The sequence below is a fragment of the Streptacidiphilus sp. P02-A3a genome, from assembly GCF_014084105.1.
Classification (GTDB): domain Bacteria; phylum Actinomycetota; class Actinomycetes; order Streptomycetales; family Streptomycetaceae; genus Streptacidiphilus.
This window is the reverse complement of record NZ_CP048289.1, coordinates 1,404,228-1,430,595: the sequence shown is the minus strand read 5'-3', so window position 1 is coordinate 1,430,595 and position 26,368 is coordinate 1,404,228. Positions and strand designations below refer to the sequence as shown.

General features: G+C 71.2%; 27 protein-coding genes and 1 tRNA gene. 9 read left to right on the top strand and 19 right to left on the bottom strand.

Translation table 11 applies throughout. The annotated features are described in order from the left end of the window. Positions 1-7 precede the first annotated feature (7 nt). Positions 8-214 carry a DUF397 domain-containing protein gene (locus GXP74_RS06535; protein WP_182450454.1) on the top strand — a complete coding sequence of 69 codons (207 nt, stop codon included), beginning with the start codon at positions 8-10 and terminating at the stop codon, positions 212-214. 450 nt (positions 215-664) lie between these two features. Continuing rightward, on the top strand, positions 665-3,037 hold the full coding sequence (locus tag GXP74_RS06530; protein WP_182450453.1) for a transglycosylase domain-containing protein: 2,373 nt from the start codon (positions 665-667) through the stop codon (positions 3,035-3,037). Here the strand turns inward: GXP74_RS06530 and GXP74_RS06525 are convergent. The 3 genes from GXP74_RS06525 to GXP74_RS06515 form a co-directional block, all read right to left on the bottom strand. Then, positions 2,949-4,301, bottom strand: coding sequence for a glycosyltransferase family 87 protein (locus GXP74_RS06525; RefSeq protein WP_225447752.1), 1,353 nt, complete (start codon positions 4,299-4,301; stop codon positions 2,949-2,951). The genes GXP74_RS06530 and GXP74_RS06525 overlap by 89 nt on opposite strands. 32 nt (positions 4,302-4,333) lie before the next feature. Further along, positions 4,334-4,636, bottom strand: a complete 303-nt coding sequence (locus GXP74_RS06520; protein WP_182456201.1) for a co-chaperone GroES — start codon at positions 4,634-4,636, stop codon at positions 4,334-4,336. Between the two features lie 189 nt (positions 4,637-4,825). Then, positions 4,826-5,170: a DUF3618 domain-containing protein gene (locus GXP74_RS06515; protein ID WP_182450451.1), complete on the bottom strand. Its 345-nt coding sequence runs from the start codon at positions 5,168-5,170 to the stop codon at positions 4,826-4,828. A gap of 141 nt (positions 5,171-5,311) precedes the next feature. Between GXP74_RS06515 and bcp the strand changes: the two genes are divergently transcribed. Continuing rightward, positions 5,312-5,785: a thioredoxin-dependent thiol peroxidase gene (gene bcp, locus GXP74_RS06510; protein WP_182450450.1), complete on the top strand. Its 474-nt coding sequence runs from the start codon at positions 5,312-5,314 to the stop codon at positions 5,783-5,785. An 84-nt stretch (positions 5,786-5,869) separates the two neighbouring features. Here bcp and GXP74_RS06505 read toward each other — a convergent pair whose 3' ends face one another. Next, entirely contained in the window at positions 5,870-8,257 is a 2,388-nt protein-coding gene (locus tag GXP74_RS06505; RefSeq protein ID WP_182450449.1) for a glycosyl hydrolase family 18 protein, read from the bottom strand. 181 nt (positions 8,258-8,438) lie between these two features. Next, positions 8,439-10,031 carry a carbohydrate binding domain-containing protein gene (locus GXP74_RS06500; RefSeq protein ID WP_182450448.1) on the bottom strand — a complete coding sequence of 531 codons (1,593 nt, stop codon included), beginning with the start codon at positions 10,029-10,031 and terminating at the stop codon, positions 8,439-8,441. Positions 10,032-10,471: 440 nt separating this feature from the next. On the opposite strand from GXP74_RS06500, the gene GXP74_RS06495 reads away from it, so the two are divergent. Together GXP74_RS06495 and GXP74_RS06490 are read left to right on the top strand one after the other, a co-directional pair. Continuing rightward, positions 10,472-11,506, top strand: coding sequence for an HNH endonuclease signature motif containing protein (locus tag GXP74_RS06495; protein ID WP_182450447.1), 1,035 nt, complete (start codon positions 10,472-10,474; stop codon positions 11,504-11,506). Positions 11,507-11,523: 17 nt separating this feature from the next. Continuing rightward, positions 11,524-11,610, top strand: a tRNA-Leu gene (locus tag GXP74_RS06490). Between the two features lie 66 nt (positions 11,611-11,676). Here the strand turns inward: GXP74_RS06490 and rdgB are convergent. The 3 genes from rdgB to GXP74_RS06475 form a co-directional block, all read right to left on the bottom strand. Beyond that, on the bottom strand, positions 11,677-12,300 hold the full coding sequence (rdgB, locus tag GXP74_RS06485) for an RdgB/HAM1 family non-canonical purine NTP pyrophosphatase (RefSeq protein WP_182450446.1): 624 nt from the start codon (positions 12,298-12,300) through the stop codon (positions 11,677-11,679). A gap of 5 nt (positions 12,301-12,305) precedes the next feature. Next, complete coding sequence (gene rph, locus GXP74_RS06480; protein ID WP_182450445.1) at positions 12,306-13,031, bottom strand: ribonuclease PH; 726 nt, start codon at positions 13,029-13,031, stop codon at positions 12,306-12,308. Between the two features lie 202 nt (positions 13,032-13,233). After that, positions 13,234-13,467, bottom strand: a complete 234-nt coding sequence (locus GXP74_RS06475) for a glucose PTS transporter subunit EIIB (protein ID WP_182450444.1) — start codon at positions 13,465-13,467, stop codon at positions 13,234-13,236. Between the two features lie 174 nt (positions 13,468-13,641). Between GXP74_RS06475 and GXP74_RS06470 the strand changes: the two genes are divergently transcribed. Next, positions 13,642-14,940, top strand: coding sequence for a PTS transporter subunit EIIC (locus GXP74_RS06470; RefSeq protein WP_182450443.1), 1,299 nt, complete (start codon positions 13,642-13,644; stop codon positions 14,938-14,940). Positions 14,941-14,973: 33 nt separating this feature from the next. Here the strand turns inward: GXP74_RS06470 and GXP74_RS06465 are convergent, their stop codons facing one another. The 8 genes from GXP74_RS06465 to clpS all read right to left on the bottom strand — a co-directional run bounded on the left by GXP74_RS06465 (position 14,974) and on the right by clpS (position 19,396). Next, on the bottom strand, positions 14,974-15,720 hold the full coding sequence (locus GXP74_RS06465) for an MBL fold metallo-hydrolase (protein WP_182450442.1): 747 nt from the start codon (positions 15,718-15,720) through the stop codon (positions 14,974-14,976). A gap of 165 nt (positions 15,721-15,885) precedes the next feature. Further along, complete coding sequence (locus tag GXP74_RS06460; RefSeq protein ID WP_182450441.1) at positions 15,886-16,086, bottom strand: MarR family transcriptional regulator; 201 nt, start codon at positions 16,084-16,086, stop codon at positions 15,886-15,888. Between the two features lie 264 nt (positions 16,087-16,350). Continuing rightward, positions 16,351-17,319 (bottom strand): PLP-dependent cysteine synthase family protein, encoded by a 969-nt coding sequence (locus tag GXP74_RS06455; protein ID WP_182450440.1) that lies wholly within the window; start codon positions 17,317-17,319, stop codon positions 16,351-16,353. Next, the gene (locus GXP74_RS06450) at positions 17,319-17,597 is read right to left on the bottom strand and encodes a MoaD/ThiS family protein (RefSeq protein WP_182450439.1); all 279 of its coding nucleotides are present in this window, start codon (positions 17,595-17,597) and stop codon (positions 17,319-17,321) included. The genes GXP74_RS06455 and GXP74_RS06450 overlap by 1 nt, the downstream gene beginning before the upstream one ends. An 80-nt stretch (positions 17,598-17,677) precedes the next feature. After that, entirely contained in the window at positions 17,678-17,782 is a 105-nt protein-coding gene (locus tag GXP74_RS42030) for a putative leader peptide (protein WP_370468381.1), read from the bottom strand. 150 nt (positions 17,783-17,932) lie between these two features. Then, positions 17,933-18,361 carry a Mov34/MPN/PAD-1 family protein gene (locus tag GXP74_RS06445; RefSeq protein ID WP_182450438.1) on the bottom strand — a complete coding sequence of 143 codons (429 nt, stop codon included), beginning with the start codon at positions 18,359-18,361 and terminating at the stop codon, positions 17,933-17,935. A 67-nt stretch (positions 18,362-18,428) separates the two neighbouring features. Then, the gene (locus GXP74_RS06440; RefSeq protein ID WP_182450437.1) at positions 18,429-19,001 is read right to left on the bottom strand and encodes a DUF2017 domain-containing protein; all 573 of its coding nucleotides are present in this window, start codon (positions 18,999-19,001) and stop codon (positions 18,429-18,431) included. Positions 19,002-19,093: 92 nt separating this feature from the next. Continuing rightward, the gene (clpS, locus tag GXP74_RS06435) at positions 19,094-19,396 is read right to left on the bottom strand and encodes an ATP-dependent Clp protease adapter ClpS (protein ID WP_225447751.1); all 303 of its coding nucleotides are present in this window, start codon (positions 19,394-19,396) and stop codon (positions 19,094-19,096) included. Between the two features lie 198 nt (positions 19,397-19,594). Between clpS and GXP74_RS06430 the strand changes: the two genes are divergently transcribed. Together GXP74_RS06430 and GXP74_RS06425 are read left to right on the top strand one after the other, a co-directional pair. Then, complete coding sequence (locus GXP74_RS06430; protein ID WP_182450435.1) at positions 19,595-20,950, top strand: nicotinate phosphoribosyltransferase; 1,356 nt, start codon at positions 19,595-19,597, stop codon at positions 20,948-20,950. 212 nt (positions 20,951-21,162) lie between these two features. Beyond that, positions 21,163-21,759 carry a nicotinamidase gene (locus tag GXP74_RS06425; protein WP_182450434.1) on the top strand — a complete coding sequence of 199 codons (597 nt, stop codon included), beginning with the start codon at positions 21,163-21,165 and terminating at the stop codon, positions 21,757-21,759. A gap of 88 nt (positions 21,760-21,847) precedes the next feature. Here GXP74_RS06425 and GXP74_RS06420 read toward each other — a convergent pair whose 3' ends face one another. Then, positions 21,848-22,831, bottom strand: coding sequence for a phosphatidylserine/phosphatidylglycerophosphate/cardiolipin synthase family protein (locus tag GXP74_RS06420; protein WP_182450433.1), 984 nt, complete (start codon positions 22,829-22,831; stop codon positions 21,848-21,850). Positions 22,832-23,355: 524 nt separating this feature from the next. On the opposite strand from GXP74_RS06420, the gene GXP74_RS06415 reads away from it, so the two are divergent. Beyond that, positions 23,356-23,649, top strand: coding sequence for a hypothetical protein (locus tag GXP74_RS06415; protein WP_182450432.1), 294 nt, complete (start codon positions 23,356-23,358; stop codon positions 23,647-23,649). A 126-nt stretch (positions 23,650-23,775) separates the two neighbouring features. Here GXP74_RS06415 and GXP74_RS06410 read toward each other — a convergent pair whose 3' ends face one another. Beyond that, complete coding sequence (locus GXP74_RS06410; RefSeq protein ID WP_182450431.1) at positions 23,776-24,465, bottom strand: RDD family protein; 690 nt, start codon at positions 24,463-24,465, stop codon at positions 23,776-23,778. 70 nt (positions 24,466-24,535) lie between these two features. Further along, entirely contained in the window at positions 24,536-26,077 is a 1,542-nt protein-coding gene (locus GXP74_RS06405; RefSeq protein WP_182450430.1) for an RDD family protein, read from the bottom strand. Positions 26,078-26,368: the final 291 nt, after the last annotated feature.

The following is a 26,368-nucleotide window of genomic DNA, read 5'->3' as shown; positions in this document are numbered from 1 at the left end:
TACCAGCATGAGCACCCCCGATTTCACCAGTGCCGAGTGGCACAAGAGCAGCCACAGCGGTGACAACGGAGGCCAGTGCGTGGAGGTGGCGTTCCATGCGGGTGTCGTGGGGGTGCGTGACTCGAAGGCCCAGGGGCAGGGGCCGATCCTGGCCTTCACCCGCGCCGGATGGGACGCCTTCGTCCGCCAGGTGATCGACGACCGGCTCAACTAGCCTCCGGACGCGGCCCCTGAGTCCTGGCAGCGAAGAGCCCTCGACCGGCACGACAGGTCGAGGGCTCTTCGCTGCCCTGATGCTTTCGACATGGGAGCGCTCCACCAGGCATGGCCGCCCGGGCCCGGGGGCTTGGGCCGCCGAGGACCTGCGGTAGCGGGGAACCGCCGACGCCCCAGGAACCGTGTCTGTAGGTAAGAAACATGAGAGCGGCTGCGGACCGACCCGGACCGCTCACGCAGGGGGAGCGAAGGGACGGTGGCTGTATGCGGTCGGGCGAGCGGGAAGCGTAGCGGGCACACGGCCCTCCGCGCATCAGGTTTAATCATCACCAAAGGGACACCAGATGATTTGACCGACTCATTCGGATCAACAACCACCAGTGACCGGCCGCGTCAAGCCAGTAGCCCCCTGCCGGGCCGCCGACTCCGGCCCGAGGAGCAGTGCGCAATGACCCAAGGACCACAGGGACCGGGCTGGGGACCAGCCGACGGCGACCCGGACGGCCCGGACGGCCCTCGCCAGCCCCTGGACGCCCTCTCGGCGGAGGACCGCGCCGACGGCGGCACCGGCGCCGGTCGCCGCGAACGCCGACGCGCCAGGAAGCGGTCCCGCAAGGCCGCCCGCCGGGCCAAGCCCTGGTGGCGCCGCTGCGTCCCGACCTGGCGGATGACCCTCGGCGGCGTACTGACCGTGCTGCTGCTCGGGATCGGCGCCTTCGTGGTCATGTACACCGTGGTCCGGGTCCCCGACGCCAACGCCGCCGCGACCGCGCAGAGCAACATCTACTACTACTCCGACAACAAGACCGAGATCGGCCAGACCGGCGAGGTCAACCGGGTCTCGGTGCCCATCGACGAGATCGCGCTCACCATGCAGCACGCGGCCGTCTCCGCCGAGGACCGCACCTTCTACACCAACCGCGGCGTCAGCGTCACCGGCATGACCCGCGCCGCCTGGTACACGGCCAGCGGCCGCGGCCTGCAGGGCGGCTCGACCATCACCCAGCAGTACGTGAAGAACTACTACCTGAACCAGGACCAGAACCTCGCCCGCAAGGCGAAGGAGTTCTTCATCTCGCTCAAGGTCGACCAGACCGAGAGTAAGGACACCATCATGGCCGGGTACCTCAACACCAGTTACTTCGGCCGCGGCGCCTACGGCATCCAGGCCGCCGCCCAGGCGTACTACGGGATCAACGCCTCGCAGCTGAACGTCCCCCAGTCCGCCTACCTGGCCGCGCTGCTCCAGGCCCCCAGCGCCTACGACGTGGACACCGCCACCGCGGACGGGAAGGCCGCCGCCGTCGCGCGCTGGAACTACGTCCTGGACGGCATGCAGAAGCTCGGCTGGCTCACCCCCGCCGAACGCGCCGCCGAGACCTTCCCGGCGGTCAAGCAGCCCCGCCCGATCGACGGCGTCGGCGGGCAGGCCGGCTACCTGATCGACATCGCGAACCAGTACCTCAACGACAACGACATCGTCGACCAGGCCTCGCTCGCGGCCGGCGGCTGGCGGATCACCACCACCTTCGTCAAGAGCGACCAGGACGCCCTGGCCTCGGCCGTCAGGAGCGAGCTCACCAGTCAGCTGCCGAACACCGCCAAGGCCAAGGACGTCCGCGCGGCGGCGGGCTCGGTCGACCCGACCACCGGCAAGCTGGTCGCCGCGTACGGCGGCCCGGACTACGCCACCCAGGAGTACAACGACGCCACCCGGACCGACATCCAGGTCGGCTCCACCTTCAAGGCCTTCGACCTGGCCGCCGCTCTGCAGGACCACGCCACCACCCAGGACGGCGTGCCGATCACCCCCGGCACCGTCTACGACGGCACCAGCGGACGTCCGGTCCAGGGCCTGCCGAAGGGCCAGTCCTACGCGCCGCCGAACGAGGACGACTTCGACTACGGGGACATCAGCCTGCGCTACGCCATGATGAAGTCGGTCAACAGCGTCTACGCGCAGGAGGCCGCCGACGTGGGCCTGGCCAACGTCCGCAACGCCGCCGTCGCCGCCGGGCTGCCGCCCGACACCCCCAGCATGAACGCCTCCGACCCGTCCATCGCGCTCGGCGTGGCCACCCCGAACGCGATCCAGATGGCGGGCGCGTACGCCACCTTCGCCGACCACGGGCAGCAGATCACCCCCTGGTCGGTGCAGGCGCTCAGCCACGAGGGCCGACCGACGACGCTGCCCGCGCACAAGGCCACCACCGCCTTCAGCCGGGACACCGCCGACACCGTCACCTCGGTCCTGGAGGGCGTGGTCAGCCCCAGCGGCACCGGCGCCCTGGCCCTCGGCCTGGACCGCCCGGCGGCGGGCAAGACCGGCACCACCGACAGCAACAACTCGGCCTGGTTCATCGGCTACACCCCGCAGCTGGCCACCTCGGTCGGCCTGTTCGCGGAGGACCCGAAGACCCACGCGCGGATCCCGCTGAGCCAGGCCACCGGTGTCAGCCGGGTCAACGGCGGGGCCTTCCCGACCCAGATCTGGACGACCTACATGTCCTCGGCGCTCAGCAGCCAGCCGGTCGCGTCCTTCGACCTGAGCGGCGCCGCGACCACTCCGGTGGCCCCGGTCATCCCCTCCTCGGCGCCCCCGTCGAGCACCCCCAGCGCCTCCACCACGCCGTCCGCACCGGCCGCGCCGTCGAAAACCCCCAGCGCACCGGCGAGCAGCAGCGTCCCGCCGTCCGCCCCGGCGCGGACCCCGTCGGCGCCGACCACGCCGGTCACCCCCGCCGTCCCGGTCCAGCCAAGTCAGCCCGCCGACTCGGCGCTCCCCCCGGCGAACGCCGCGGGATCCGCTCCGCCACGGTGACCCCGGCGAGCGCCGGGACGGGCTCGGGGGCGGCGTCGCGACGGGGCGCCGCCCGCGGCAGCCGCCGCGCCGACAGCAGCGCGGCGGCCAGCAGCAGCAGGTCGCGCAGCGTCAGCAGGACCGTGGGCAGCACCGAGCCGTGCACCAGCGCCCGCCCCAGGAACGGGAAGATCGCCATGGTCAGCGGGCAGGCCAGCAGCACCAGCACCGCCACCGGCCGCTGCGAGCTCGCCGGGCGCAGCAGGCACACCGCCGCCAGCCCGACCAGCCACACCAGGTACTGCGGGCTCAGCACCCGGCTGGTGACCACGAACAGCAGCACCGCCGTGAAGGCCGCGTCCGGCAGCACCCGGTCCGCACCGCGGTCCGCGCGGGCGCGCCACCACAGCAGCCAGCCCAGCGCCGCCGCCGACAGCACCTCGCTCAGGTCGGCGACCGGCCGCACCCAGGGCCCCAGGAACTCGGTCGAGCCCTCGTGCACCCCGATCCGGCCGGACCAGCCCAGGTGCCGGGCCAGTTGGAAGGGCAGCGCGGGCAGCGACTCGAACTCGATGCCCCGGTCCCGTTGCGCGGTGAGGAAGTCGAACGCGCCCGGCATGGTCGCCGCGAACAGCACCGCGCCCAGCGCCACGGTCGCCCCGGCCGCCGCCCAGGCCACCCGGGAGCGCCGCCCGCGGGCCGTGCCCACCAGCAGCAGCACCGGCCAGACCTTGATCAGCACCCCCAGCCCCACCAGTACCCCGAACAGCGCGTCGCCGCGCACCCCGCGCCAGGACGCGGCCAGCAGCGCGGCCACCGCCAGCGCGGTCACCATCACGTCGAAGCGGTTCCACGGGGTGGTCCACAGCAGCGGCAGGCCCAGCGTCCAGACCCAGCAGCCCGCCAGGCTGCCCGCGCCACCGGGGCGCCGCGCGCCGCCGCGGGTCGCGCGGCGGTAGAGCATCGCCATCACCGCCGCGTCGCACAGCGCGCACAGGGTGATGAAGGCGTGGCCGTAGTCGGTGAACGGCACCAGCGCGGGCCACAGCATCAGCCCCGCCGCGCCGGGCGGGTACTGCCAGCTGACGTCGTGGGCCGGGAAGACACCGGTGCGGAGCACCTCGAACCACGGGTGGTAGACGTCGGCGACCGAGTAGTCCAGGCCGCCGGGGGCCGCGAACGGGCCCACCTTCAGCGATCCGGCCACCAGTACCAGCCGTGACAGCGCCCACACCAGCAGCACCCACCAGCGCCACGCCCGGGCCCGTTCCACCCGCTCCCCCACGGGTTGCCGCCGCCCCGTGGGTTCCGGAGCGCTCAGAGGTAGAGCCCGGTGCTGCCGGAACCGTCGCCGACCCGTTCGGACGCCACGGCGTGCACGTCGCGCTCGCGCAGCAGTACGTACAGCACGCCGCGCACCTCGACCTCGGACCGGTCCTCGGGTTCGTACAGCACCCGGTCGCCCGCCTCGATGCTGCGGACGTTCTGGCCGACGGCGACCACCTCGGCCCAGATGCAGCGCCGCGAGAGCTCGGCGGTGTCCGGGATCAGGATGCCGCCGTTGGTGCGCCGGTCGCCCTCAGGGCCCTCCGGGCGAACCAGCACCCGGTCGTGCAGCATCCTGATCGGCAGTTTCTCGCCCAGGGGGAAGCCACGTTCGGTGGAATCGTTCACCCCTGGAAGGTACACCGGACAGCGCGCGCGGCAGTCCCCGACCGGGATCGGCGACCGAATCCCGACCGTCCACCGCCCGACGGTCACCCCCGGCGGTCGATCGCGGCGGTCACCCGCAGTGGTTGTCCGTGGCGGCTACTTGCGGCGGCGCAGCAGCACGATCCCGACCACCAGCGCCGTGCCCGCCACCGCGACCGGGATGATCCGCTCCTTGCGGGGATTGCCCTTCTCGTCCACGAACTGCGCCCTGACCTGCTCGACGCCCCGGTTCACCGCGACGAAGGCGTTTCCGGCCTTCTGCTCCACCACGGCCTTGGCCTGCGCCTTGGCCGAGCCGATGATGGTCGACGGGTGCACCGCCACGGCCAGCTCGTCCAGCGTCGCCGCCAGCTGCTGCCGGGTCCGGACGATGTCCGCCTCGATCTGGGCTGCGCTGCGGACGTCCTTGCCGTCCTTACCCCTCGTGCTGACCTCGCCCACGAGGCACCTTCCCTCCGTCGCCGAACCGATGCTCTCGGACAGTTTGTCAGGTGACGGGCCGCCACGCGCAGCGGCACCCGCCTTCGGAGTACGTTCTGTCTGCGCGACCTCCCATCACTGAGCCATCCAGGAGCACGAAGCATGAGTGAGCGACTGAAGCCCGGCGACACCGCCCCGGCCTTCTCCCTGCCCGACGCGGACGGCAAGCAGGTGTCCCTCGCCGACCACCTGGGCCGCAAGGTCATCGTCTACTTCTACCCCGCCGCACTGACACCCGGCTGCACCAAGCAGGCGTGCGACTTCACCGACAACCTGGACGCGCTGGCCGGGGCCGGGTACGACGTGCTGGGCATCTCCCCGGACAAGCCGGAGAAGCTGGCCAAGTTCCGGGAGAAGGAGGACCTGCGGGTGACCCTGCTGGCCGACCCGGACAAGGAGGTGCTGACCGCGTACGGCGCGTTCGGCGAGAAGAGCCTGTACGGGAAGACGGTGACCGGGGTGATCCGCTCGACCGTGGTCGTCGACGAGCAGGGCAGGATCGAGCACGCGTTCTACAACGTCAAGGCGACCGGACACGTCGCCAAGCTGATCCGGGACCTGTCGGTCACACTCTGACCGGCGGACGCGCCGAGGGCGGCGCACCGGTCGGTGCGCCGCCCTCAACGTGCTGTGGATCCTGCCGGTCCCGCTGGTCCCGCCTTACGGCATGGAGCTGACCAGCGTGTTGATCAGCGTGCTGGAGCTGTCGTCACCCTCGAACGAGTAGGCGAAGATGCCGCCCAGCTTGTTCGTGGTGGCGTAGGCGCCGCGCGCGGTGATCGCCTGCGGGGTGTCACCGGTGTAGAAGGCACCGTTGCTGTAGATCCAGGAGCTGTCGGTGGTCGGGTCCCAGTGCACCGTCGACCCGGTGGTCAGCCCCTGCGCCACCAGTTCCTTCCAGTCGGCGATGCCCGCCTCCTGGGTGTACGTCTGCACCGGGCTGGCGCCGGTCGCCGGCTCGTACAGGCCGTAGTTGCTGCCCGCGGTCACCCCCGACCAGCCGCGGAAGTAGAACGGCACGCCCAGCACCAGCTTGCTCGCCGGGAAGCCGCCGGTGATCCCGTACTGGGAGTCACCCGTGGTGTACGCCTTGATCGTCTCGTCGATGTTGTACTGCTCCTTGCCGGGCGCGACGACCGGGCTCGGGTCGCTCGGCGAGTTGTGCAGCGGGTCCTGGAAGTCCGTCGGACCGTCGGTCTCCCACGCGCCGTGCATGTCGTAGGTCATGATGTCGCCGTAGTCCAGGTACTGCGAGATGGCGGCGGGCTGGATGGCGGCGATCTTGTCCTGGCCGCTGGGCAGTGCGGCGGTCAGCAGGTAGTGCTTGCCGATGCTGTTGCCGTAGGCGTCCAGCTCGCTGCGGAACTCGCCGAGCAGGGCGGTGTAGTTGGCGGTGTCGGCGGCCGAGTAGTCGTTGCCGGTGTGGCCGTCGGGCGACGCCGGGTACTCCCAGTCGATGTCGATGCCGTCGAACAGGCCCGCCGCCGAGGCGGTGCCGCCGGAGGCGTCACCACTGATGCCGGTCGGCAGGTTGCCCTTGATGAACATGTTGATGCAGGAGGAGACGAACGCCTGGCGCGAGGCCTGGGTGGCGGCCGCGTCGGAGAAGTACTTGGAGTAGGTCCAGCCGCCGATCGACAGCACGATCCGCAGGTTCGGGTACTTCGCCTTGAGCTCGCGCAGCTGGTTGAAGTTGCCCTTGATCGGCTGCGACCAGGCGTCCGAGCTGCCGTCGACACTGATGTCGCTGGTGTAGGACTTCTGGTAGTCGGCGAACGCGTCACCCGCGCCGTCACCGGCGTTCGGGTCCGACTCGTTGGTCGAGTCGCTGGCCTTGACCGCCTCGAAGCAGGTGTGCGAGGTCGGGTCGATGTTCTCGAACGCGTAGGTGATGACCTTCAGACCGGAGGCCGCGCCCGACTGGGCGACGTTCTTCGGGTAGTAGGCGTTTCCGTAGATGCCCCACTGGTCGAAGTACGCGGACTTCATCGGACCGGTGGCCGCGGCCGCCGTGGTCGCGCTGACCGGCGTGGACTCGGCCGAGGAGTGGCCGTCCTTGTCGTAGCCCTGCACCGTGAAGGTGTAGCTGGTGTTGGGCAGCAGCGAGCTGACGGTGACCGTGTCGCCCATCGAGGTCGCCATCAGGTTGGCGCCCGAGTACACGTAGTACGCCGGGGCGTCACCGGTCTGCGAGCTGTCGGTGGAACCGGTCCAGGACAGGGTCACCGCGGTGTTGGTGACCTTCGCCGTGACGTTGGTCGGCGTGGTCACCAGGCCGTCACCGGTCGGGGCGGTGCCGGTGCCGCTGGTGCTGGTCGCGGAGGCGCTCGGCGAGGCGCTGGCCGACGCCGAGGACGACGGCGACGCGGAGGCCGACGCGGACGCGGACGGCGAGGAACTCGCCGAGGACGACGGCGAGGACGACGGCGAGGAGGAGGCCGAGGACGACGGCGACGCGGAGGCGGACGCCGAGGCCGAGGCGGACGCGCTCGGGCTGCTGCTGGAGGTACCGCCCGGGCCGCTCAGCGTCACGTCGTCCGCGTAGTAGGAACCCTCGCCGTACCAGCCGTGGGTGTACAGCTGCACGGAGGTGGTGGACGCACCCGTGGTGAAGCTGGTCGTCAGCTGGGACCAGGAGGACGCGCTGGGGGTCCAGGTGCTCGCGGTCACCCCGGTACCGGTGGCGCCCAGGTAGACGTAGTTGCCCTCGACGTAGGCCGACAGGCTGTAGGTCGTGTTCGGCAGCACCGTCACGGTCTGCGCGCACTGCGCGTCGTCGCCCGACGACACCGCGCCGTCAAGTGCGTAGGACCCGCTGTGCACCGGCGTGGTGACCACGCTGTCCAGCGTCGAACACGTCCAGCTACTCAGATTTCCGGCCTCGAAACCACCATTGACCACGAGGTTCGCGGTGGCGGCCTGGGCCGTCGAGATGCTGGAGGCGAGAACTGCGGTACCGGCGAACAGCACCGTGGCGGTGGCCAGGGCGGTGCTGCGCTTCAGCCTCCGCTCCGGGCTCCGGCGGGCGGGAAGGGAACGCTCTGGCATGCGAGAACTCCTCTTGATCTCTGTGGGGGGGGTGTTGCGTCACCCGCGCCGGGGAGTTGTGAGCACGGCGGGCAAGTGGGGGATTGCCGACCGCCACCCGGCGCGGGTGGGTCTGTGGGGGTGGCCGCCGTGGGGGCGCGGCCGACTCGGGGAGGTACGACTGTGGGGGTACGGCGTGGGGTCAGCCGTTGAACTGGGTGATGATCTTGGTGAAGTCGTACGGGTTCTGGGTCACGCTGCTGCACGCCCCGTCGGCCCAGTAGTGCACCACCGACGGGTCGCAGGCCCGGTCCCGGTTGATGTCCCAGTAGGAGAACTGGGCCGCGTGGTTGGCCTGGACGAAGCCGAGCAGGTCGGTGAAGGTGGACTGGGTGAACAGCTCGCTCGGCTGGTCGGTGTGGCCGTTCATCAGCTGCACGCCCAGGTGCGCCCAGGCGGTGGCCGCGTTCCAGCCGTACAGCGTCTCCAGCTGCGCCACCACGTCGTTGGCGACGCCCTCGGCGGCGGCCGTCTCGGTGCCGCTGTCCAGGCCGAAGTCGAAGTCCATGATGTTGATCCGGTCGATCCGGGCGCCGTCGTTGATCGCCTGCTGGATCTCGTCCCTGCCGGTGTCCGGCAGGCCGACCGTGGTCATCGGGATGGTCAGCGAGACCTGGAGGGCGGGGTCCTCCGCCTCCAGCAGCTTGATCGCGCCCCAGCGCACCGCCATGTTGGCGTCCAGGCTGCCGTTCTCCCAGTCCAGGTCGATCCTGGTCAGCTTGTACTTGGTGATGACCTGCTGGTACGCCGCCGCCAGCGCGGCCGAGCTGCCGCAGTCGCTGCCCAGCTCGGTGCCGTTGTAGCCACCGAAGGAGACGCTGACGTCACCGCCGGCCGCGCGGATCGCGTTGACGTCGGCGAGCACGGTGGTGTCCGTGGACACCGGCGTGGTGGCGTCGCCGCCCCAGGCCGGGGTGCAGTTGCCGGAGTCGAGCACGAAGGCGAGCAGGAACTGGTTCTCGCCGGAGTTGGCCAGGATGTCCGAGACGGCCTGCGGGGAGTTGTCCAGCGGCATCAGGTAGACCGGGTGCGTGAACCCGGTGCTCGGCGGCGGGCTGCTGGGGGTGGAGGTGGCACTGGCGCTGGCGGTGGGGGTCGCACTGGCGCTCGGGCTGGCGCTGCCGGTGGGGGTGGCGCTGGCCGTGGGGGTCGGGCTGGCACTGGCGCTGGCACTGGCGCTCGGGCTGCTGGAGGGGCCGCCACCGGCCGGGGCCGGGCCGCTCAGTGACAGGTTGTCCGCTTCGAAGGTGCCCTCGCCGTACCAGCCGTGGACGTACACCTGAACCGAGGTGGTGGTCGCGCCGGTGCTGAAGCTGGTCGAGAGGTTGGTCCAACTGGTGGCGTTGGGAGTCCAGTTGGACGCGGTCACGCCGGTGCCGGTGGCGCCGAGGTAGACGTAGTCGCCCTGGACCTGACCGGTCAGGGTGTAGGTCGAGTTGGGCACGACCGCCACCGTCTGGGTGCACTGCGCGTCGTCCTGCCCGGCGGGCGTGGCCGACAGCGCGTAGGAGCCGGAGGCGACCGGGCCGGTCACCACGGTGTCCAGCGGGGAGCAGCTCCAGCCGCTCAGGTTCCCGCTCTCAAAACCGGGGTTGACCAGCAGCTGGGTGCTGTCGGCCTGGGCCGGACCGTCAACCGCCATCAGTCCGCCGATGCCGAGCACCCCGGCGGTACAGACCGCCAGCAGCTCCCTTCTGAACCGTCGGACCTGTCCCTGTGCGGGCTTCTCGATCATCTCTGCCTCCGCAACCACAACATCCGTCACTGAACCTGCGGTCCCGCTACGGCAGTTGATTCGAGGCCCCCACACGACTCCTCAGTAACCAACCGCTCGCTGCATAAATTGGCCTGGACCAACCCTCAGCGTCAAGACACCATTCAGCAACGTGTCACTTAAGTTTCTTTAAGGTTCAACGAAGAGCCAGGTCAGGATGGTTGTCGCCGCAACTGGCCTAGTCCTATTGGTCTCGACCACATACACGCTTCGCGGAGCTAAACCCATGTGACCGACGCCACACCAGCGACCCGTGACCGCTGCGCCCAGCCCTCGTTGACCCCCACGAGGCCACCCGCCACCCCGGCGCCCGGCACACTCGTCCACCCCCACCCCACCCCCAGGGACCGGACGAGCCCACGCCCGCCTCCGCTCCCTGCGCCACACCCAGGGAGCCCCCAATGCCCACGCCCCGCCCCACCTACACCCAGCCCCTGCTCAGCGAGGCCGCCGCCGAGTCGCGCGACTGGAGCGACCTCATGCGCCGACTGGGTCGCCCGACCAGCGGCGGGCTGCGCAAGCAGTTGCAGCGGCTCGTGGCCGAGTACGGCATCGACACCAGCCACTTCAAGCAGACCAGTGGCTGGACCCGCTACTCCGACGCGGACATCACCACAGCCGTGACCCGAGCCACCAGCATGCGACAGGTAGCCCTCGAACTCGGCGCGGTCCCCGCCAGCGGCACCCTGAGCCATCTACGGGTCCGGGTCGAGCGGCTCGGCCTTGACCTGAGCCACTTCCCGCTCATGCCAGCGGCCAGTGGCGAGCTGGCGATCAGCCGAGCGGAGATACTGGCAGCCGCCGAGTCGTCCACCAGTGTGCGCGACTGCGCCCGACGGCTCGGCCTCGGCGAGGACAGCGCCAGCCGAAAGCAGTTGCGGGCCGCGCTCGACCACCTCGGCGTCCGGCTGGGGACCACCGCTCGTCGCGGCGACAGGCCGGAACTGCCGAGCGAGGATCTCGCCACTCATGCCCGCAGTTCCAGCAGCTTCGCCGAAGTCATGCGTCGCCTCGGGCTGCCCACCGATTCCGGGAACCATCGAAGGGTCCGCAGAGCGATCCAGCGGGCTGGAATCGACACCAGTCATTTCACACGTCGGTCCAACGACCTCCGCGCGGCCAGGCCCGCCGCCCCCGATCCCGACCGCGTCCTCGTGGTCAAACCGCCAGGCAGCGCTCGGAGCAGCCACTCCCGCCTACGACGGGCCATGGAGGCGAAGGGCATCGTGTATGCCTGCGTGGAGTGCGCCAACACAGGGGTCTGGCGGGACGCCCCGTTGACGCTCCAGATCGACCACATCAACGGGCAGTGGCTCGACAACCGTCTGGAGAACCTCCGCTTCCTCTGCCCGAACTGCCACGCGACGACCGCAACCTGGTGCTCAGGCAACCGACGGAGCCGGAAGAACAAGACGCGGGCAAACGCCAGCGGGTAGCATTCAGGCTGCGGTATGCGGCCGTGGAGAAATTGGCAGCCTCGCTGGCTTTAGGTGCCAGTGGAAGAAATTCCGTGAGGGTTCGAGTCCCTCCGGCCGCACCAGCGTGGTGTCGGGCGGCCCACCCCGGAGGCGGGTCGGGCCGGCCGACACCAGTCGGGCGCTCCGGGTCAGCCCAGGAGGTCGCGGAGTAGTGGGAGTAGGGCGCGGAAGGCCTGGCCGCGGTGGCTGATGGCGTTCTTCTGGTCCGGGGTCAGCTCGGCGCAGGTGACCTGGTAGCCGTCGGGCTGGAGGATCGGGTCGTAGCCGAAGCCGTGCGTGCCCACGGGCTCGAACCGCAGGGTTCCCCGCAGTTGGCCCTCGACCACCCGCTCGGTGCCGTCCGGGAGGGCCAGCGCCGCCGCGCAGGCGAAGTGCGCGGCGCGGTGCGGTGGCGCGATATCGCCCAGCTGGGCGAGCAGCAGGTCGAGGTTGGCCTGGTCGTCGCCGTGCCGTCCGGCCCAGCGGGCGGAGAAGATCCCCGGTGCCCCGCCGAGGACGTCCACCGACAGGCCGGAGTCGTCGGCGACCGCCGGGAAGCCGGTGGCCCGGGCCAGCGCATGCGCCTTGAGCAGGGCGTTCTCGGCGAAGGTGACGCCGGTCTCGCGAACGTCCGGAACCTCGGGGTAGGCGTCCGCGCCGACCAGTTCGACGTCGAGGCCGGCGGCGCCGAGGATCGCCCGCAGCTCGCTCACCTTGTGGGCGTTCCTGGTGGCCAGAATCAGCCGGGTGCTGCCCTCACTGACTGTCGACATGCCGTTCAGCCCTCCAGTACCTTCCGCTGGATCTCGTCCAGCTCGGCGCAGCCCAACTGGCCAAGGTCGAGCAGTTGGTCGAGCAGCGCGCGGTCGAAGGGCGCGCCCTCGGCGGTGCCCTGGACCTCGACGAACTTGCCGTCGCCGGTGCAGACGATGTTCATGTCGGTCTCGGCGCGGACGTCCTCCTCGTAGCAGAGGTCGAGCATCGGCACCCCGCCGACGATGCCGACGCTCACCGCGCTGACGGCGCCGATGATCGGCTCCGCCTTGGAGCGGGTGATCTTCTTCGCCTGGGCCCAGCGCACCGCGTCGACCAGGGCGACGTACGCGCCGGTGATCGCGGCCGTACGGGTGCCGCCGTCGGCCTGGAGCACGTCGCAGTCGATGGCGATGGTGTTCTCGGACAGGGCGCGGGTGTCGACCACGCCGCGCAGCGAGCGGCCGATCAGGCGGCTGATCTCGTGGGTGCGGCCGCCGATCTTGCCGCGGACCGACTCGCGGTCGTTGCGGGTGTTGGTGGCGCGCGGCAGCATCGCGTACTCGCCGGTGACCCAGCCCTCACCGCTGCCCCGGCGCCAGCGCGGCACGCCCTCGGTGACGCTCGCGGTGCAGAGCACGCGGGTGTCGCCGAAGGAGACCAGCACTGACCCCTCCGCGTGCTTGCTCCAGCCCCGTTCGATGGTGATCGGGCGGAGCTGGTCCTCGGTACGGCCGTCGATGCGTGTCATGGTTCCGACCCTATCGGGTGGGAAAGGCCCCGGTTTCCGGGAGGGGCGGGGCCGTTGGCGGGCGGGACGGATGACGGCCCGGGTCCCCCGCGGCCGGTCGGCCGGTCGAGGCCGGTGGCGCGGTCGAAGGGGGCGCGGGCCGTCGGGTGCCCCTCGCAAGGGCAGCCTGTGCGACTCCGGTGGGCCGGTTCAGCTCACCTGGTCACATCATGTCTTCGATGTCCGCGGCGATCGGGTCGGCGTCGGTGCCGATGACCACCTGGATGGCGGTGCCCATCTTGACCACGCCGTGCGCTCCGGCGGCCTTCAGGGCGGCCTCGTCGATCTTGGAGGGGTCGATCACCTCGGTGCGCAGCCGGGTGATGCAGCCCTCGACCTCTTCGATGTTCTCGATGCCGCCGAGGCCCGCGACGATCTTCTCAGCCTTAGTGGGCATGTCTTCAGCTCCTGTTCTCGCCCTGGTGCGGAGGCGGAGGTGACTCCCGTTTCGTCCGCTTTTTCAAAGTAACGCACGGTTGGCGCAACTTCGCGAGCATAGATCACCTTCCTCGCCGAAGATGACGATACGGGACTTAGGTCCCTACTTGAGCGAGCCCGACGAGGAGAGTCCATGAGTTCGGCGAACGCCGTCGCTCCGCAAGCGCCTTGGTGGCAGGGCCTGGTCAGCGGTCTGCAGAAGATGGGCCGCAGCCTGCAGCTGCCGATCGCGGTGCTGCCTGCCGCCGGGATCCTCAACCGGCTGGGCCAGCCGGACATCCACACCAGCTGGGGCTTCCCGTCGAACCTGGTGAAGGTCTTCGGCGGCGCCGGCGGCGCGCTGCTCGACGGGTCGCTGGGCCTGCCGCTGCTGTTCGCGGTCGGCGTGGCCATCGGCATGGCGAAGAAGGCGGACGGTTCCACGGCCCTGGCGGCGGTGGCCGGGTTCCTCGTCTACTTCAACGTGCTGAAGACCTTCGCCAAGTGCACCGCGCCGGCGGTGCTGAACCAGGGCGTGTGCGCGACCGGGCCGACCGCGGGACCGTTCTCGGCCATCGCCGCGCCGACGGTGCAGAACCCCGGGGTGTTCGGCGGCATCATCATCGGGCTGCTGTCCGCGTACTTCTGGCAGCGCTTCCACCGGGTGAAGCTGGTCGACTGGCTGGGCTTCTTCAACGGGCGGCGGCTGGTGCCGATCATCATGGCCGGGGTGGCGCTGCTGTTCGCGGTGCTCTGCCTGTGGATCTGGCCGCCGATCGGGCGCGGCCTGGACCACTTCGCCAACGGCCTGACCGGCCTGGGCGGAACCGGTTCCGGCATCTTCGGCATCGCCAACCGGACGCTGCTGGTCTTCGGCCTGCACCAGTTCCTGAACGTGTTCTTCTGGTTCCAGTTCGGGAACTACACCGAACCGGACGGCACGGTGGTCCACGGCGACATCAACCGGTTCCTCGCGGGCGACCCGACGGCGGGTCAGTTCACCTCGGGCTTCTTCCCGATCATGATGTTCGCGCTGCCGGCGGCGGCGCTGGCCATCGCCCACTGCGCGAAGCCGAGCCGCCGCAAGGAGGTGACCGGGATGATGATCTCGGTCGGGCTGACCTCGTTCGTCACCGGGGTGACCGAGCCGATCGAGTACTCGTTCCTCTACATCGCGCCGGTGCTGTACGCGATCCACGCGGTGCTCACCGGGGTGTCGATGGCGGTCACCTGGTGGCTGGGGGTGCACGACGGGTTCAGCTTCTCGGCGGGGCTGATCGACTACGTGATCAACTGGAGTCTGGCCACCAAGCCGTGGCTGATCATCCCGATCGGACTGGTGTTCGCGGTGGTCTACTACACGATCTTCCGCGTCGTGATCACCAAGTTCGACCTGAAGACACCGGGCCGGGAGGACGACGCGGAGGAGCTGGAACAGGCCAACGTCAAGTAGCCCGGTACCCGGTCCGCCGGGTCGGGAGCCGGGTCAGACCGGGTAGACGGCGCCCGGCCTGGCCAGTTCCACCGGCCCCGGGTAGACCGCGGCCGCGTCGGCGCGGTTGCGCTCGGGGTCGGTCCACGGCGGGATGTGCGTCAGCACCAGCCGCCCGACCCCGGCCAGGGCGGCGTGCTCCCCGGCCTGACGGCCGTTCAGGTGGAGGTCCGGGATCTCCTCCTTGCCGTGGGTGAAGGCCGCCTCACTGAGCAGCAGGTCGGCCCCCTGGGCGAGGTCCACAAGTTCCTGGCAGGGGCCGGTGTCGCCGCTGTAGACGAGGGTCCGGCCGCCGTGTTCGAGCCGGAAGGCGAAGGCCTCGACCGGGTGGGCGACCCGGGCGGCGGTGATCCGGAACGGCCCCACCTGGAAGACGCCGTCCTCCAGGGTGTTGAAGTCGAACACCTGCTTCATGCCCGGATGCTCGTCCATGCCGTAGGCGCGGGCCAGCCGCTCCGCCGTCCCGTGCGGTCCGTAGACCGGCAGCGGATCGGGGCAGCCCTCGACCCGGTAGTTGCGGGCCACGTAGTAGGCGCACATGTCGACGCAGTGGTCCGCGTGCAGGTGGCTGAGCAGCACCGCGTCCACGTCGTAGAGGCCGCAGTAGCGCTGGAGGGCGCCGAGCGCGCCGTTGCCGAGGTCTATCACCAGCCGGAAGCCGTCGGCCTGGACGAGGTAGCAGGAACAGGGCGAGTCGGCCGACGGAAAGCTCCCCGAGCTTCCCACCACGGTCAGGTCCATGCCGCGTCCTCCGCCTGCTGCTCGTAACGCTCCACGCTTCACTGCGTGAGAGTCGAGAGTAAGGCGGCGCTGTGGATTCGCAGCCGTCCACGGGGCCGGTTGTGGTCGGAATCACCAGTACGGGGGGCGCGGTGGCGCACCCCCCGGTACGGGTGTGCGGATGGGTCAGCGGTCGCGGTTGCGCGGGCGGCGGGCGCTCCAGGCCCGGATGGTCTCCTCGTACCAGCGCGGCTGGCCGAGGACGGTGACCACGTCGGGCTCCGGCAGCACGCCCTGCCTCCGGTACGACTTCACGGTGTCCGGCTGGACACCGATGTGGGCCGCGATCTGCGCATAGGACCAGAGCTCACCACTGCGAGGACTCATCGAACTCCTCCTCCACCTGGGGTGCGACCGGCGCCGATCCAGCCGCGACGCGGTCGATCTACTGCCCAAGCCTTTTCCAGGCCGGCCGGGGCAAAGCGGAGGAATGTCCCTTGTAGACGTTCTGTGACGGTTTCGGGTCAGAAAACGGATACAGAACCGGCCGCGAACGGAGTCACCAGGGTGTGGCGCCGTCCGCGCCGGGGCGCGGCGGAGCTCCTGGGACGTCCGGACACGGCCGGTGGGGTGCGCGGAACCGGGCGGCGGTCAGGCCCAGAGCTGGCCCTGCAGGGCCTCGACTGCCTGCTCGTTGGTCTCGGCGGTGTAGATGCCGGTGGAGAGGTACTTCCAGCCGCCGTCGGCGACCACGAAGACGATGTCGGCACGCTCGCCCGCCTGCGCGGCCTTGCGCCCGACGCCGATCGCGGCGTGCAGGATGGCGCCGGTCGACACGCCCGCGAAGATGCCCTCCTCCTGGAGCAGCTGGCGGGTGCCCCGCACCGCGTCCGCCGAGCCGACGGAGAAGCGGGTGGTCAGCACCGAGCCGTCGTACAGCTCGGGGACGAAGCCCTCGTCCAGGTTGCGGAGCCCGTAGACCACGTCGTCGTAGCGCGGTTCGGCGGCGACGACGCGGATGCCGGGGACCTTCTCGCGCAGGTACCGGCCGACGCCCATGAGCGTGCCGGTGGTGCCGAGTCCGGCCACGAAGTGGGTGACCGTGGGCAGGTCGGTGAGGATCTCCGGGCCGGTGCCGGCGTAGTGCGCACCCGCGTTGTCGGGGTTGCCGTACTGGTAGAGCATCACCCAGTCGGGGTGCTCGGCGGCGAGTTCCTTGGCGACCCGGACGGCGGTGTTGGAGCCGCCCGCCGCCGGGGAGGAGATGACCTCCGCGCCCCACATCCGGAGCAGCTCGCGGCGCTCCTCGCTGGTGTTCTCGGGCATCACGCAGACCATGCGGTAGCCCTTGAGCTTGGCCGCCATGGCCAGCGAGATGCCGGTGTTGCCGCTGGTGGGTTCGAGGACGGTGCAGCCGGGGGTGAGCCGTCCGTCGGCCTCGGCCCGCTCGATCATGTGGAGCGCCGGGCGGTCCTTGATCGATCCGGTCGGGTTGCGGTCCTCCAGCTTGGCCCAGAGGCGTACGACGCCCGACTCGTTGCCGGGGATACCGGCGGAGATCCGGGGCAGGCCGACCAGTGGGGTGTTGCCGACGGCATCGAGTGGGGCGTCGTAACGCATCAGACGGACCCGCCGGCCACGGCGGGGAGGATGGTGACGCTGTCACCGGCGGCGACGGCGGTGTCGATGCCGTCCAGGAAGCGGACGTCCTCGTCGTTGAGGTAGACGTTGACGAAGCGGCGGAGCTGACCGGCGTCGACCAGGCGCTCGCGGATGCCGGGGTGGCGCACGTCGAGGTCGGCGAAGAGGTCACCCAGGGTGGTACCGCTGCCTTCGACGGCCTTGGCGCCGTCGGTGTAGGTGCGGAGGATGGTGGGGATGCGGACCTCGATGGCCATGGCTGCACTCCAGAAGGGTGGCGGGGCGGGGACAGGGCGGGATGCCCGGAGACGGGCGTGATGTGAGCCGCGCCGGGTCGTCAGCAGGCGGGACAGATCGCGCTGGCGAGGCGGCACAGGTCGACGTGCAGCCGCGCCACGAGGCGGGTGCCTGTGGCCGGAGTGCTCACATCGAGGTAACGCATACGCTCATCGTATCGATTCCCGACCTCGGGAAGGCATGCCCGTCTCGTCTGGCGGACATTCCAGTCCCGAGGGGCGGGATTTCCCCTGTCGGCGTGTCCTGGCCGCCCGGGCTCGGACGGCCAGGCGCCGGTGACCTGGGCCGGGGTTGATCAGGCGTACGCGTCGACGATCTCGACGTCCTCCTCGGTGATCTCCCCGTCCACGATCCGGAACGAGCGGAACTGGAACGGCCCCTCGTCGTTGCCGCAGTCGGCGGTGGACACCAGGACGTAGTGGGCCTCCGGCTCGGAGGCGTAGGAGACGTCGGTCCGGGACGGGTACGCCTCGGTCGCGGTGTGCGAGTGGTAGACCACCACCGGGTCCTCGTCCCGGTCGTCCAGCTCCCGGTAGAGCTTGAGCAGGTCCCCGGAGTCGAACTCGTAGAAGGTGGGCGAGCGGGCCGCGTTCAGCATCGGGATGAACCGCTCGGGGCGACCGGTGCCGACCGGGCCCGCGACGACGCCGCAGGCCTCGTCGGGGTGGTCGGCCCGGGCGTGGGCGACGATCTGGTCGTGCAGCGAACGGATGATGGTCAGCATGGCGCCAGGATAGGACGCGCCCGCGCGACCCAGGGCGCTCCGGCGGCACCGGTGGGCACCGGTGGGATCAGTCCATCAGGACTTCCAGCAGGCTCTCCTCCAGCCAGCCGAGCCACAGGTAGGCCATGGTCTGCGGCTTGCGCGGGTCGTCGTCCGGCAGCTGGTACAGCGCCTCGCCGTCGTCGTCGGTGACCTCCAGCCGGGTGCCGAGGGTCAGCCGCAGGTCGTTCAGGGCGCCCAGCCAGCCGCGGCAGCCGTCGGCGTCCAGCTCCAGCTCGACGTCGCCCTGGCTGCCGACCGGGGCCCGGTCGAGGCTGCGGACCAGGGCCAGGCAGTTCTCGCGCTTGCGGGCGCGCAGGTCGTTCTCGGTGAAGCGGCGGAACTCGGCCGAGTAGTCGGCGGCGTCGGGGCCCTCGCGGTAGGCGTCGGGGAAGAGCCGGGCGAGCGCCGGGTCCTGCGGGGCCTTGCTGGGGCCCTCGGCGAACAGGGCGGCCAACGGGTCCGCGTCGGCCGCCGGTTCGTCGCCGGGGCCGATGAGTTCCAGCAGCTGGACGGTCAGACTGCGCAGGATGGATGCCTCGACGGAGTCCAGGGTGAGGGCGGCTCCGCCGTGGGGGGCGGGCTTGAAGGGTCCGGACATGGGGAGTTCCGTGTCGCCTTTCGGGGCTTCAGGGCTTGGGGCTCGGGGACGTCAGGAGGTGCGGGGGCCGGACGGGGCCGGGTCGCGGGGCGTCACTTGTCGTGCTGGAGCGTCGCCCAGAGCCCGTAGCCGTGCATGGCCTGCACGTCGCGCTCCATCTCCTCGCGGGTGCCGATGGAGACCGTGGCCCGCCCCTTGTGGTGGACGTCCAGCATCAGCTTGCGGGCCTTGTCCTTGGGATAGCCGAAGTACGACTGGAAGACGTAGACCACGTAGTTCATCTGGTTCACCGGATCGTTGTGGACGATCGTCACCCAGGGAAGGTCGGGCTCCTGCACCGCTTCCGGTGCCGACTCCGACTCCGTGCGCTCGATCTCGACCGGCGCGACACTCACGGCGATGGCTCCTGTTCGGTGGGGTTCTCCCAGCCCGGGCGGCGGGCTCGGCCCGGGACGGGGCGGGAAGGTGGAGACGGGGGAAGAAGGTTCTGCCGTACCTTCCCATGCTGCCATCCGGGGGATGCCGAGGCGATCCGGGACTCGCCCGGAGGAGAAATCGTCAAAGTGACGAGTATTCGCGGTAGCATCATCCTCATGGACGCCGCAGCCCTCCACGCGAGTGCCACCGCCAGCACCGTTTCCACCGCCCTGCTCACCGACCGCTACGAGTTGACCATGCTCCAGGCGGCCCTGCGCAGCGGCGCCGCCCAGCGGCACTCGGTCTTCGAGGTCTTCACCCGCCGCCTGCCCGAGGGCCGCCGCTACGGCGTGACCGCCGGTACCGGCCGGGTCCTGGACGCCGTCGAGGCCTTCCGCTTCACCACGCCCCAGCTGGACTGGCTCGCCAACGAGCGGGTGGTGGACGACAGCACCCTGGCCTGGCTGGCCGACTACCGGTTCCGGGGCGACATCCGGGGCTACGGCGAGGGCGAGTGCTACTTCCCCGGTTCGCCGGTGCTGGTGGTCGAGGGCAGCTTCGCCGAAGCGGTGCTGCTGGAGACCACCATCCTGTCGATCCTCAACTACGACTCGGCGATCGCCGCCGCCGCCTCGCGGATGTCGGCGGCGGCCGGGGCCCGGCCGCTGATCGAGATGGGCGCCCGGCGGGCGCACGAGCTGGCCGCGGTCTCGGCCGCCCGGGCCGCCCACGTCGCCGGGTTCGCGGCCACCTCCGACCTCCAGGCCGGGTTCCAGTACGGGATCCCGACCAGGGGCACCAGCGCCCACGCGTTCACCCTTGTGCACGACAGCGAGCGGGACGCGTTCACCGCCCAGATCGAGTCGATGGGCCGCGGCACCACGCTGCTGATCGACACCTACGACCTGGGCGAGGCGGTCCGCACCGCGATCGACGTCGCCGGACCGGAGCTGGGGGCGGTCCGGATCGACTCCGGCGACCTGCTGATGCTGGCGCACCGGGTGCGCCGGCAGCTGGACGAGCTGGGCGCGAAGAAGACCCGGATCACGGTCACCAGCGACCTCGACGAGTACGCCATCGCCGCGCTGGGCACGGCCCCGGTCGACGGCTACGGCGTGGGCACCTCGCTGGTCACCGGCAGCGGCCAGCCGACCTGCGCCATGGTCTACAAACTGGTGGCCCGGGCCGCCTCGGCGGAGCCGGACGCCCCGCTGGTCCCGGTGGCGAAGCGCTCCGCGGGGGCCAAGGCCAGCCGCGGCGGACGCAAGTGGGGCGCCCGGCGGCTGGACCCGGAGGGCGTGGCCGAGGCGGAGGTGGTGGGCGTCGGACCGGTCCCGCACGACCTGACCGACCGGCTGCTGCACCGTACCCTGGTAAGCGGCGGTGAGATCGTCGGCCGGGAGCCGCTGGCGGAGGCCCGCGACCGGCATCTGCGCTCGCGCGAGCAGCTGCCGATGTCGGCGACCCAGCTGTCCAAGGGCGAGCCGGTGATCCCGACCGAGTACGTCACCCGCTCCGGGCACGCGGGCTGACCGCGCGCGGGGTACGCCGGGTGGGCGGACCCCGGGTGGCGGCAGTGAGTACCCGGGCCGGGCCGGGTCTGAGTACCCCGGAGGGAACCGGGTCAGATGTCGCATGCCATGCTCTTCCCCCGCGTCCGGCGCGGTCCCTACGCTCTCATCCGAAGCAACACGCCCCCACCCAGCCCCACGTACGCCCGCGTACCCGGTAAGCGAGGTCACCGATGCACCGCGCACTGATCGTCGTCGATGTACAGAACGACTTCTGTGAGGGCGGCAGCCTCGCAGTGACCGGCGGGGCCGAGGTCGCCGCGTCCATCACCGACCTGGTGGCCGAGGCAGCGGCCGGATACACCCATGTGGTGGCGACCCGCGACCACCACGTGGACCCGGGCGACCACTTCTCGGACACGCCGGACTTCGTCAGCAGCTGGCCGGTGCACTGCGTCGCGGGCACCGAGGGCGTCGGCTTCCACCCGAACTTCACCCCCTCGGTGACCTCCGGCGCGGTCGAGGCGGTCTTCGACAAGGGCGCGTACTCGGCCGCCTACAGCGGCTTCGAGGGCGCCAACGAGAACGGCGAGACGCTGGCCGGCTGGCTGCGCGCGCGGCAGGTCACCGAGGTCGACGTGGTCGGCATCGCCACCGACCACTGCGTCCGGGCGACCGCGCTGGACGCGGTCCGCGAGGGCTTCCGGACCCGGGTGCTGCTGGACCTGACGGCGGGCGTGGCCAAGGAGACCACCGAGACCGCGCTGGAGCAGTTGCAGGCGGCCGGGGTGCTGCTCACCGGTACACCGGTGGTACTGGCCGGGAACTGAGCGGCGCCGACCGGAACCAGCGGCGCGTGCCGGGCATCCGCCCGGCACGCGCCGCTCGACCGCTGCGCCGCCGTTCGGCGGGGGCGGGTCAGGCCGGGGTGCCACCGGCGTAGTCGCTGTCGAAGGCGTTCTCGATGACCGAGGCCACGCCCGAGTCGTTCAGGATGATGCCCAGCTCGCGGTTGTTCTCCAGCGAGTTGCTGGTGACGTTCATCGAACCGGCCTCGACGGTCTGGGTGGACAGGCCGTAGTCGGCGACGATCGCCTTGGCGTGGATGTAGAAGCCGGTGCTGGAGGAGTAGCCGACGACGGTCGCCCCGGCGTCCTCGACCTGCTGCACCTCGGAGGAGTAGTCGGCCGGGTCCTCCAGCACGACCCGGACGGTGACGCCGTTCTCGGCGGCGTTGGCGATCGCGTCGACCACGGCGGAGTCGCTGAACTCCTCCTCCTCGACGTCCAGGGTGGTGGTCGCGCCGTTGATCACCGACAGCAGCCGGTTCTGCGCGGTGGTGGGCGACCAGAGCAGGTTGTCGCCGTCGCTGGGGGTGATCGAGGTGTGGGCGTAGTCGGCGGCGAAGACCTTCTCGATCGCGGCGACGTCGGTCTGGTCGTTGTCGAAGACCCCGTAGTCGCGGCTGGTCGGGTAGTACTCGGAGGTCAGGTTGCCGGTCAGGACCAGCGACTCGTCGTCGTTGACCGTGATCGTCTTCTGGTGGGTGTAGGTGAACGCGGACGAGGAGTACACCACGCCGACGCCCGCGCTCTTCAGCGCCGAGTAGGCGCTGGAGTTGGTGGAGGTCTCCTCGCGGTCCAGGATGACGCGGACCTTGACCCCGGCCTTCTCGCGGGCGATCAGGTCGTTGACCGCCGTGGTGTCCTTCAGTTCATACATGGTCATGTCAAGCGTGGACGTGGCCGAGTTTATGAACGAGTAGATCGTCGGCTCACTGGTGCCGAGGGAGAACGCGAAGGCCGAGTAGGTGCTGGCAGCGTGAGCCGGGACGGCGGTACTGAACGCGGCGACGCATGCGGCGAGGGCAATCCCGGCGCGACCGACAGATGTGCGCAACATGTGTGTCTCCCTGGGCACTTGATGGTTCATCAGCCCACCCGGGCCAATGCCGTTCCAGAGAACCACGCGCGTAGACCGGAAGGAATACCCCAACGGTTAACTTGTCATGACCACTTGTCTACGCGCGTCCAACGGCCGCGTTCAATGCATCCCGGCCCACGGAATCGGATGAACATCGCGCGTACATTTGGCATGTGTTGATGGAGCGTCAGTTGACGCCCCGCGCCGGGCGCTCCTCCGCCCCGGGGGCCGCGCCGGGGCTCGACCGCACCCGGCCGGGGCCGCCCGGCCACCCGGACTACGCGCGTCCAGCTGGAAGACGGCGGATCAGCGGGGTGGCCGGCCACCGCCTCGGCCGCCGGGTGCTGCCGCTGGCATACTCCAAACGTCCGCCTGCGTGATGAGTCCGTGCGCCCCCGTGTGCCCCTCCTTCGCCGACTCCGCACTGGGGTCGCCGGTCCCGCTCACGGGTACATCGCAGGTGAACCTCCCCGGCATCCCCCGCTGCGAAGGACGGAACACCCATGCCCCGCCTGACTTCTGCTCAAATCTGCTACGGCACAGTCACCGTGGTCATCGTCACGGTGGCCTTGCTGGCCGCCACGGGCACCCACAGCCTGCTCACCACCGCCCTGCTCGCGATACTCGGCATCACCCTGGGCACCATCGCCGCCGCGCTGGCGGTCACCGCACCCGCCCGGCGCGGGTCCGGGCGCCGACGCTCGCTCACCGTCGCCCGCAACCACCCCGCCTCCGCCCGGCACGCGGCGGCGCCCGCGGTGGAGTCGATCCCGCAGCACGAGAGCAGTCGGCGATAGGCGCCGGTACCGGCCGCCGGACCCGGCGACCCCCGAGCCGGGCCCGGCGGAGACGCCACCACCGAACCAGCCGAGGCCGACGCCGAGAACCCCGGCGCCGGCCTCGGACCTTTCCGTGACGACCAGTCAGTCCGTCCTGACCACCACGGTCTTGGCGGCCTTGTCGTGCAGGCACTGGCGGTACGGCCGGTCCCAGGTGCACCACAGGATGTTCAGCAGCGAGAACAGAGCCGGAATGCACAGGGCGCTGAAGATGCCCGGGAGCCAGTAGACGGCCGACCTGATCCAGCCGGTCCTGCCGGACGGCACCGCGCCGCTGGCCAGCACCGCGACCCGGATCCGCATCGCCTTCTTCCCCACCGTCTGCCCGCGCGACAGGGTCAGCATCAGCCCCTCGTAGACGAACCCCACCAGCGCCAGCGCCACCTCGGCCACCACCGTGCGCGCCGTGCGGTCGTGGCTGGAACCGGCGTAGGCGAGCAGCGACAGCGGCACGCCGACGATCGCCAGCAGCACGGTGTCGATGATCCGGGCCGCCAACCGCCGCCCGAGCCCGCCCAGCGGCGGCATCTGGGACACCGGCGCGTTGCCGTAGGGGGTGGGACCGTACGGGTAGGTACCGCTCCGGTTCGGGTCGTAGAGGGGGGCGCCGACACCGGGCTGAGGAGTGCCGTTCGGCGGCTGGTGACCGTACGGCGGCTGCCCCGGATACGGCGACTGACCGTAGGGCGGGGGCGTCTCATGGGGCGAACCGCCCGCCGCCGGCTTCTCGAACGAGGGCGGGGTCGGCTCGTCGGGCGGCTCAGGTGTCGTCATGCATCGAGTAGATCACCTGATAAGCAGTCAAAGCATGAGCAACCGGTCCGGAACGGGCCGATCGGGTGAGTCAGTGCTCCTTCGACGCGGCAGCGGCCCCGGAGGTGACGTAGGTGCCGCCCGCCTTGTCGTGCCAGCACTGGCGCCACGGCCGGTCCACCATGCACCACATCAGGTCGAAGACGCCCACCGCGAGCACCAGCAGCAGCTGGTACGAGAACCAGCGCGCCAGCACCCGGCCCGGGCCCGGCTTGCGCTTGGACCGCAGGTCGAGCACCCGCAGACCGAACAGCGCCTTGCCCAGGGTCCGCCCCCACAGGGCGGTCGGCAGCGCCTCGTAGACGAGGCCGACCAGGAGGACCGCGAGCACCAGCACACCGGCGCCGCGCAGCACGGTCGGATCGACCAGCCAGACCGTACTGTCGCCGTCCAGGTTACGGGCGAGATCGATCTTCTGCTGGAGGTGCGAGGTCACCGTCCGGACCAGCGGGACGGCGATCGGGGTCACCGCGCCGACCACGACCGCGAGGTCGAGCAGCCGGGCGCCGAGGCGGCGCCCGAGCAGGGCGGGCCGGGGACCGGACTGCCGCGCGCCCACGGCCCGGATGTGCCTCGGCGCCTGGTCCGTGGCCGGGGTGGCCGGGGTGGCCGGGAGGGCGGGGGCCACCGGGGCGGCCGGGGCGGCGGCCGGTTCGGGAGCGGCGACGGGGGCCGGGGGCGCCGGAGCGGCGAAGGCGGCCATGGCCGGGCTCAGCGCCCCCGAACCGTCGCCGGGGGTGGGGGACGGCACCGCGGAGCGGTCCGCGACCCGGTACGGCGCGGCCTGGGACTGCGGCGGCGGGCTCACGGAGAGGGCGGTCGGCACCGGCCGCGCGGGCAGCGCCGGGGCCGGGTACTCGGCCTCCGCCGGGACGTGGCCGACCGGGGCCTGGTGGGCGGGCACCCGGGCGGCCGGGGGCTCGTAGGCGGCCGGGGGCCGGTACGCCGCCGGTGCGGCCGGGGCCGGGAACGGGGCCGGACCGGCGGCGGGCTCCGGGACCGGCCAGGAGTCCGGGACCGGGGTCAGCCGGGGGTGCGGCGGGGCCGTCGACGGCTGGACGTCGGAGGTGGGCAGGTGCAGCAGGCGGGCCGACGGGCCCTCCTCCTCCTGCGCCGGGGCGCCCCAGCTGACCCAGCGCGGTACCCGGCCGGTCTCCATCAGGCCGCGCTGCTGCGCCGCGTCCGCGCGCCAGGGGCCGTCCGCCGCCTCGCCCCCGCCCTGGTTCCGGGCCTCGCCCTCGGCCTGGTGCTGCCCCGGGAGCGGCGGGGACTGGGTCAGCGGCAGGCCGCTGGTCTCGTCCAGGTAGATCGGCCCGGACTCCTCCAGCGGGGACTCGGCGACCGGCCGGTGCGGCGCGGGCGGCGGCACGAAGCTCATCGACGGTGCGTTCGGCCGCGTCGCCGCCCGGGGCGGCGCGAGCACCTCGCCGTCCGGCGGGGCGGGACGGCTCGTCCCGGGAAGCCAGCGACCCCCGTCCCAGTACCGGACGTAGCCGGGGATCGAGGGGTCGGGGTAGTAGCCGGCCGAGGGGCGGTCTTCGGCCTCGGACCCGGCGGAGGGTGGAACCGACATGGAGGTGGACCTGCTTCGTCTGCGTTGCCGAACGGCGCACTCTGGGGATGGCCAGGATGCACCGAGTCATCGAGCCGTGACAAAGAGTAGTACTCGCGCGGCCCGGTACGGGCCGGTTGCCGGACAACGCGCCCGGAGGAAGCACCCAAGGGGTACTGTCCGCGCCCGCGCGGACACCGGCCCGCCGACCCGCGACGGATTCGCCGCGAAAAGTGCTGTAAGAGTCGGCGGGTGACCCGCTCTCCACCCGTAAGGGGCCCCGGCAGCGGCCCTGGGACCGGCGGAGGAAGG

Coding starts and splice junctions, on each gene's coding strand:
- GXP74_RS06535 (WP_182450454.1), top strand. CDS start 8: ATGAGCACCCCCGATTTCACCAGTGCCGAGTGGCACAAGAGCAGCCAC.
- GXP74_RS06530 (WP_182450453.1), top strand. CDS start 665: ATGACCCAAGGACCACAGGGACCGGGCTGGGGACCAGCCGACGGCGAC.
- GXP74_RS06520 (WP_182456201.1), bottom strand. CDS start 4,636: ATGCTGCACGACCGGGTGCTGGTTCGCCCGGAGGGCCCTGAGGGCGAC.
- bcp (WP_182450450.1), top strand. CDS start 5,312: ATGAGTGAGCGACTGAAGCCCGGCGACACCGCCCCGGCCTTCTCCCTG.
- GXP74_RS06505 (WP_182450449.1), bottom strand. CDS start 8,257: ATGCCAGAGCGTTCCCTTCCCGCCCGCCGGAGCCCGGAGCGGAGGCTG.
- GXP74_RS06500 (WP_182450448.1), bottom strand. CDS start 10,031: ATGATCGAGAAGCCCGCACAGGGACAGGTCCGACGGTTCAGAAGGGAG.
- GXP74_RS06495 (WP_182450447.1), top strand. CDS start 10,472: ATGCCCACGCCCCGCCCCACCTACACCCAGCCCCTGCTCAGCGAGGCC.
- rdgB (WP_182450446.1), bottom strand. CDS start 12,300: ATGTCGACAGTCAGTGAGGGCAGCACCCGGCTGATTCTGGCCACCAGG.
- rph (WP_182450445.1), bottom strand. CDS start 13,031: ATGACACGCATCGACGGCCGTACCGAGGACCAGCTCCGCCCGATCACC.
- GXP74_RS06475 (WP_182450444.1), bottom strand. CDS start 13,467: ATGCCCACTAAGGCTGAGAAGATCGTCGCGGGCCTCGGCGGCATCGAG.
- GXP74_RS06470 (WP_182450443.1), top strand. CDS start 13,642: ATGAGTTCGGCGAACGCCGTCGCTCCGCAAGCGCCTTGGTGGCAGGGC.
- GXP74_RS06465 (WP_182450442.1), bottom strand. CDS start 15,720: ATGGACCTGACCGTGGTGGGAAGCTCGGGGAGCTTTCCGTCGGCCGAC.
- GXP74_RS06460 (WP_182450441.1), bottom strand. CDS start 16,086: ATGAGTCCTCGCAGTGGTGAGCTCTGGTCCTATGCGCAGATCGCGGCC.
- GXP74_RS06455 (WP_182450440.1), bottom strand. CDS start 17,319: ATGCGTTACGACGCCCCACTCGATGCCGTCGGCAACACCCCACTGGTC.
- GXP74_RS06450 (WP_182450439.1), bottom strand. CDS start 17,597: ATGGCCATCGAGGTCCGCATCCCCACCATCCTCCGCACCTACACCGAC.
- GXP74_RS42030 (WP_370468381.1), bottom strand. CDS start 17,782: ATGCGTTACCTCGATGTGAGCACTCCGGCCACAGGCACCCGCCTCGTG.
- GXP74_RS06445 (WP_182450438.1), bottom strand. CDS start 18,361: ATGCTGACCATCATCCGTTCGCTGCACGACCAGATCGTCGCCCACGCC.
- GXP74_RS06440 (WP_182450437.1), bottom strand. CDS start 19,001: ATGTCCGGACCCTTCAAGCCCGCCCCCCACGGCGGAGCCGCCCTCACC.
- GXP74_RS06430 (WP_182450435.1), top strand. CDS start 19,595: ATGGACGCCGCAGCCCTCCACGCGAGTGCCACCGCCAGCACCGTTTCC.
- GXP74_RS06425 (WP_182450434.1), top strand. CDS start 21,163: ATGCACCGCGCACTGATCGTCGTCGATGTACAGAACGACTTCTGTGAG.
- GXP74_RS06420 (WP_182450433.1), bottom strand. CDS start 22,831: ATGTTGCGCACATCTGTCGGTCGCGCCGGGATTGCCCTCGCCGCATGC.
- GXP74_RS06415 (WP_182450432.1), top strand. CDS start 23,356: ATGCCCCGCCTGACTTCTGCTCAAATCTGCTACGGCACAGTCACCGTG.
- GXP74_RS06410 (WP_182450431.1), bottom strand. CDS start 24,465: ATGACGACACCTGAGCCGCCCGACGAGCCGACCCCGCCCTCGTTCGAG.
- GXP74_RS06405 (WP_182450430.1), bottom strand. CDS start 26,077: ATGTCGGTTCCACCCTCCGCCGGGTCCGAGGCCGAAGACCGCCCCTCG.